7 protein-coding genes and 1 pseudogene are annotated in these 6000 nt (G+C 61.0%); all 8 read left to right on the top strand.

What is annotated here, in order from left to right; translation table 11 throughout:
• Positions 1 to 7 precede the first annotated feature (7 nt).
• The gene (locus E4P82_RS07120) at positions 8 to 607 is read left to right on the top strand and encodes a Uma2 family endonuclease (RefSeq protein WP_169248253.1); all 600 of its coding nucleotides are present in this window, start codon (positions 8 to 10) and stop codon (positions 605 to 607) included.
• A 30-nt stretch (positions 608 to 637) separates the two neighbouring features.
• Positions 638 to 913 (top strand): PqqD family protein, encoded by a 276-nt coding sequence (locus E4P82_RS07125; protein WP_169248254.1) that lies wholly within the window; start codon positions 638 to 640, stop codon positions 911 to 913.
• Between the two features lie 120 nt (positions 914 to 1033).
• Entirely contained in the window at positions 1034 to 2869 is a 1836-nt protein-coding gene (locus E4P82_RS07130; protein ID WP_211203056.1) for an ABC transporter ATP-binding protein, read from the top strand.
• Positions 2870 to 3141: 272 nt separating this feature from the next.
• Positions 3142 to 3561: a S24/S26 family peptidase gene (locus E4P82_RS07135; protein ID WP_169248255.1), complete on the top strand. Its 420-nt coding sequence runs from the start codon at positions 3142 to 3144 to the stop codon at positions 3559 to 3561.
• Position 3562: 1 nt separating this feature from the next.
• A complete protein-coding gene (locus E4P82_RS07140; protein WP_169248256.1) occupies positions 3563 to 4471 on the top strand; it encodes a hypothetical protein in 909 nt (302 codons plus the stop codon).
• An 8-nt stretch (positions 4472 to 4479) separates the two neighbouring features.
• The gene (locus tag E4P82_RS07145) at positions 4480 to 4764 is read left to right on the top strand and encodes a PqqD family protein (RefSeq protein ID WP_169248257.1); all 285 of its coding nucleotides are present in this window, start codon (positions 4480 to 4482) and stop codon (positions 4762 to 4764) included.
• On the top strand, positions 4761 to 5735 hold the full coding sequence (locus E4P82_RS07150; RefSeq protein ID WP_169248258.1) for a radical SAM/SPASM domain-containing protein: 975 nt from the start codon (positions 4761 to 4763) through the stop codon (positions 5733 to 5735). The genes E4P82_RS07145 and E4P82_RS07150 overlap by 4 nt, the downstream gene beginning before the upstream one ends.
• 105 nt (positions 5736 to 5840) lie before the next feature.
• Positions 5841 to 6000, top strand: a pseudogene (locus tag E4P82_RS21875) (transposase); the annotation flags it as partial.

Below are 6000 nucleotides of genomic sequence, written 5' to 3' on the forward strand. Positions count from 1 at the left end.
GATCGGCATGACGAATCTGGCTATTCAAACCGCTTTCGATGTCGAAGCCTATCTAGTCTGGGAAGAGCGGCAAGGGGAAAAGCATGAGTTTATCGCCGGTGAAGTGTTCGCCATGGCGAGCGCGCGGCGCGAGCATGTGGTGGTGTCTGGTAACCTATACGCCGCTTTCAAGCAACGCTTGCGTGGCGGACCCTGTCAGGCGTATGTCGCGGGTTTGAAATTGCGAGTGGAAGCGACGGATGCCTTTTTCTACCCGGATGTGGTGGTGTCGTGCGATCCGCGCGATCACGCGGCGGGTCAGTTCATTGCCCATCCGACCTTGATCGTGGAAGTGTTGTCGGAGTCCACCGCCGCCTTCGACCGGGGCAACAAGTTTGCGGCTTATCGCACGCTGCCGTCCTTACGGGAATACGTGCTGGTGGATATCGAGGCGCGCCGTCTGGAAACGTTTCGGCGCACCCCGGAAAACGACTGGTTGTTTCACGAGTCGCTGGCCGGTTGCGGAGAATGCTTTTTCCCGGCGCTGAACGTCTCGATTCCGTTCGAGGAAATCTTCGAGAACGTCATTCCCCAAGCCGGAGAGAATGACGCTTCCGCAGCCGAATGATGAATGATAACCACAGTGGAAAGCCGCTTGATGTTGACCCGAGACGCGCGTTTGCAAATCCCAGAACAGGTGGTCACTCGCCAGGTCGGCGACGAGACCGTCCTCCTCAACCTCGAATCCGGGACCTATTTCGGTCTCGATCCGGTGGGCAGTCGCTTTCTCGAACTTCTCGAAGCGGAAGGCACGCTGGCGGCGGTCCTTGCCAAGATGTTGGAGGAGTTCGACGTGACCGAAGCACAACTGGAGGCCGATCTCCTGCGGCTCGCGGACGAGATGCTCGCCAGCGGTTTACTCGAAACTGCGTGATGCCCGGGAATCGGCGGTTGGTAAAAGCCGCCGGTCACTCTGGGAGGTTCTCCGTCCAGGCAATTCGGGCGATGCGCGAATCCACTTATTTCAGGGAACAAGGTCTCGACGACTGATCGCATGTCGAATCGTACCGCCTATTTGACCGAACGGTTCCGCAAGGCACGGGCGCAGTTGCCTCACCTGCCGTGGGCGCTGGGGCTGATCTGGCGCGCGACCCGTGGTTGGACGCTGGCTTGGGCGGCGCTGACGGTGGCGCAGGGCTTGCTGCCCGTCGCCGTGGTGCTGTCGACTCGTGCTCTGGTGGATAGCCTGGTCGCCACGGTGCAAGCGCCAGGGGACTGGCCGGCATTGCGACAAAGCCTGGTTTGGGTAGCCTGGATGGCGGGGTTGCTGCTACTGGTGGAGAGCTTGCGCGGCATCGCCGCTTGGGTGCGTACCGCCCAGGCCGAATGGTTGCGCGATTATCTCGACGACCGGATTCATGCCCAGGCCATCCATTTGGACCTGAGCTATTACGAAACCCCCGAATACTACGATCAATTGCACCGAGCGCGGGTGGACGCGCTCGATCGTCCGCGGGCGCTGCTGGAGAATCTCGGCAGCCTGGCCCAGAACGGCCTGACCCTGTTGGCGATGGCCGGCATATTGTGGGGGTACGCGCCCTGGCTGCTACTGGTGTTGATCGGTGGCGCGCTGCCGGCGCTGTGGGTGGCGGCCCGCGCCATCGTGCGCTTTCATCGATGGCGGGTTCGCAATACCGGCAACGAGCGCCGCGCCAGCTATTACGACTGGATGCTGACTTGGGATCGGGCGGCGGCGGAACTGCGTCTTTTCGACCTCGGTGACTCGTTTCGGAGCGCCTATCGCGCCGTGCGAGCCAAGCTGCGCGGCGAGCGTTTGCAACTCGCCCGCCAGCAGATGCTGGCCGAACTGGGCGCGGATGCCGTCGCATTGCTGGCAATGGGTCTGACCATCGCCTGGATGGTCGGACGACTGATGCAGGGCTTGGCCAGTCTGGGCGATCTGGCGTTGTTCTATCAGGTCTTCAGCCAGGGACAGCGACTGTTGCGCACCGCGCTGGGCAGCGTCGGCGAGATGTACAGCAACCTTCTGTTTCTGGAAAACCTGCACGAGTTTCTGACCCTGCGTCCCCGTGTCACGGAGCCGAGACGTCCCGTGTCCCCGCCAGCGAATGCGCCGGGAACGATCCGCTTGGAAAACGTGAGCTTCCGCTATCCTGGCAGCCAGCGCTTAGCGTTGGACGGCTTCGATCTCACGCTCCCCGCCGGCCGGATCGTGGCCATCGTCGGCGAGAACGGCGCGGGCAAGAGCACGCTGCTCAAGCTGCTATGCCGGTTCTATGACCCGGAGGTGGGCCGAGTCAGTTGGGATGAGATCGACCTGCGCGAACTGGCGCTGACCGACTGGCGCCGACGGATCACGGTGCTGTTTCAAGAGCCGGTCCATTATCACGACACCGTCGCCTACAACATCGCCTGTGGCGATTTGGCGGTCGTGGCGGATATGGCGGCCATCGCCGACGCCGCCCGCGCCGCCGGCGCCGAAGGGTCGATCCAGCGCTTACCGCAAAGTTATGCGACGGTGCTGGGCAAATGGTTCGGCGGCGCGGAACTGAGCGTGGGCGAATGGCAGCGGCTGGCGCTGGCGCGGGCTTTTCTACGGCAATCCGCGCTGCTGATTCTGGACGAGCCAACCAGCGCCATGGATTCCTGGGCGGAAGCCGACTGGCTGGCGCGGTTTCGCGATCTTGCCGCCGGCCGTACCGCCCTGGTGATTACCCACCGCTTCACCACCGCTCTGCATGCCGACGTCATTCACGTCATGGGGCAGGGCCGCATCCTCGAATCCGGCAGTCACGCCAAATTGCTGGCACGAGGCGGGCGCTACGCCCAGTCGTGGGCGCAACAACTGCGGGAGACCGAGAAGGGTTGAGTGGAGGACGCCTTGTGATGGTGGACTGCCAGTTGCGCGATTTGGCTGTACGATATTCGTCTGCTGGTACAAGCCATGACCGTTGGGGAATGGCGGGAGTTTGCGCAATGCGCCGACGCCAAGCGCATTCAGCGAATCTGCCTCGATGGTCTGGCATGTGCCCACGGCGCCTTGGGCGCCGTTTTCCCCAATGCTGCTTGCTGCCTGGCCGTACGCACGCCGGATTGTGGCGGACGTCTGGAAATTTCGAAAATCCTGAGAGGTGCTATTCGATGTCGTTTGTTTCCACCCGTATCGCCCGAGCGTTGCGCGAATTGGCGACGGAGTCGCCGGTGAGCTTGCGGGTCAGCGGTGAGTGTATGGTGCCCCTGCTTGCGAACGGGGCGATGATCCAGGTGGTTCGCCAGCGGTTTTACTGGCCGGGTGATTTGATGGTTTTCCATGCGCCAGATGGTCGCTTGTTGGTTCACCGGCTGTTGGGCTGTTATTCCAAGGGGCGGGGATGGCGCTGGTTGACTCAAGCAGACAATGCCATGCAGCCCGATTTTGCGCTGCCTCTAACCCATGTCGTCGGTAGGGTGGTGGGTAGCGATGGTCATGCTTACGCTATCCGTATTCCCTTCCGGCATCGGCTTTGGGCGTGCGGGCGGTTTCTCCGGCACGCGCTGCGGGCCGTGCGTGGGGGGTGGTGAAATGGCTTTCGGCGACGCTTATCTGACCTGCCCCCTGACGGATGGTGATTTGCCGGCGGAATTGTGGGGTTCCGAAACGCTCGCTATCGACCTCGCGGGTGGTCCCTACCAATTTTCGGGTTTGGTGCCCGCGCAGGCCGGGTGGGTACAAGCACGATTTCAATCTCTGTGCGGTGCGGTTTCGGAGGTCCCCGCGCCAGTTTCCACCACCATACATCGCTTGCCCGAAAGTGCGTTCCGGGAGATCGATACCCGTGGCTGGGTATACACCTTTGACCGCGATTATCATCCTGAGCGCTTGTGCCTGGCGGGATGGGGTTTCTTGGCTGAAATTCGATTTGAGCCTGGCTTGCGGGGCCGACTGTGGACCTGTCGCACCGACCTGGAGCGTTTCGCCGGCGTGTTCGAGAATTTTTTCCGGGTACTGGTCGCCTACCGGGTGATGCAATCGGGTGGGGTGTTGTTGCACAGCGCCGCGTTCGCCCGCGATGGCCGAGCCCAGGTGGTTTTTGGGCGCTCTGGTGCCGGCAAATCCACTAGTTCGCGGTTTGCCTTAAACGCTGGCTGGGAGGTGCTGTCCGACGATATGAACGCCTTGCTACCCGATCCATGGCAAGTGGAGAAACTGCCTTTCGCCGGCGACTTGGGGCAGACGCCTAGTCGCAGCCGCGCCTATCCCATCGCTGGGTTGCGCTGGCTGCAACAGGCCGCGACCCACGCCGTGCGACCCATGTCGGGAACCTTGGCGCTGGCACGGTTGCTGGTGTGCGCGCCGGTTGTCAATGAGGATCCGTTCCGGGTGGACGGCCTATTGCATAATCTGACAAATTTGCTGGGACATGCGAGCGCGGAAACACTCGATTTCGCCCGCGACCCCGGTTTTCTCTCCTTGCTTGACCCTGATCATTGAGGTGCGCGATGCCAGCTAATTCCCTCTCTTTCCGCCTCTGTGCGGATGTCCGCTACCGGCAGATCGCCGATGAAGGAATCGTGCTGCGCCAGCAGGCGGGTGAAGTGCTCGTGCTCAACGAGGTAGGCACGCGGGTCGTGGCGTTGCTGGACGAGGGTTTGGCGCCGCCAGGGATCGTCGCCCGCCTAGCTGCGGAATTTGACGCCGATCCCGGACGTCTTGCGATCGATGTCGCCGGCTTCGTGGCGGAACTCCGCGCCGCCGGTGTCATTGAGGAGGAGGCGTGCTCATGAGTTACCAGGCGCTGCTGACCAAGGCGGTCAATGGCAACATCCCATTTTCCGTGCTGCTGGAATTGACCTACCGCTGCAATCTTGATTGCTACTACTGCTATAACGACCGGACCAACGGAGGACGGTCACTGTCAGTTGCGCAATACGTCAGTTTATTTGCCGATTTGCGCGAGTTGGCCACGATGAACCTGACCTTCAGCGGTGGTGAACCATTGGCGCACCCGCATTTTTTCACGCTGGGCGCACGAGCAAGGGCGTTGGGGTTCGTGATTCGGGTTAAATCCAACGGCCATCGGCTGAACGGACGATTGGCGCGACGGTTGCTTAACGAGGTCGATCCCTTTGTGGTGGAAATTAGCCTGCACGGTGCTAGTGCCGCGACTCACGAGCGCCAAACCCAGGTGGCGGGAAGCTTCGGGCGGTTGCTGACGAATCTGGAACAGATGCAGGCCCTGGGCCTGCGGGTGCAGCTTAATTCGACCCTCACTGCCTGGAACGAGACCGAGATGGAAGCGATGAGCGCGTTGGCCGAGCGGATAGCCTTGCCCTTGCGCTGGAACGTGCAGATCACCCCACGCGATAATGGCGACCGCGCGCCGCTGGATATCGCCGCCTCGCCCCAAGCGATCAGTCGCCTGCGGGGGTTGTTGGAGCAACGACGCGGCACGGAAACGACCATTGATCTCGACCCGCCACCCCCGTGGGGCAAATACTGCGGCGCGGGTGCGTCGGGCTTGACGGTGGACCCGTGGGGTAACGTGTATCCCTGTGTGCAGTGGCGGGTTCCGGCGGGCAACCTGCATCGAGAGAATGTGCGGGATATCTGGGAGCGGTCGCCGGTGCTGCAATCGGTGCGCGTCCGTACCGAGGCGCTTGCCGCTACCGTCAAGGCGAGAACGGCGGAAGCGACGAAAGAATGGTTTTGTCCGGCGCTGGTGGAAACAGGCGGCGGAGAGGAAAGGCTTCTTTAGAAGCTGTACAAAAACTAACACATTGATATTATTATAGTATTTTTGATAAAATAAGCCAAAATCCGGCGATTATTTTAATTTCAGAGATTCTATTCGAGGTGCTGCATGGCTTGGCCAAAAGAAATTCCTGGTAAGAGGTATCCCAGTGATTTGACAGATGAAGAATGGGAAATCTTGGAGCCGATTTTAAAAAAGCCGATCCTTATACGACAGGTCGGCCCCGTAAAGTCGATCTCCGCGAAGTGATAAATGCCATTTTTTTACC

Source organism: Candidatus Competibacter phosphatis (genome assembly GCF_012939995.1).
GTDB lineage: Bacteria > Pseudomonadota > Gammaproteobacteria > Competibacterales > Competibacteraceae > Competibacter > Competibacter phosphatis.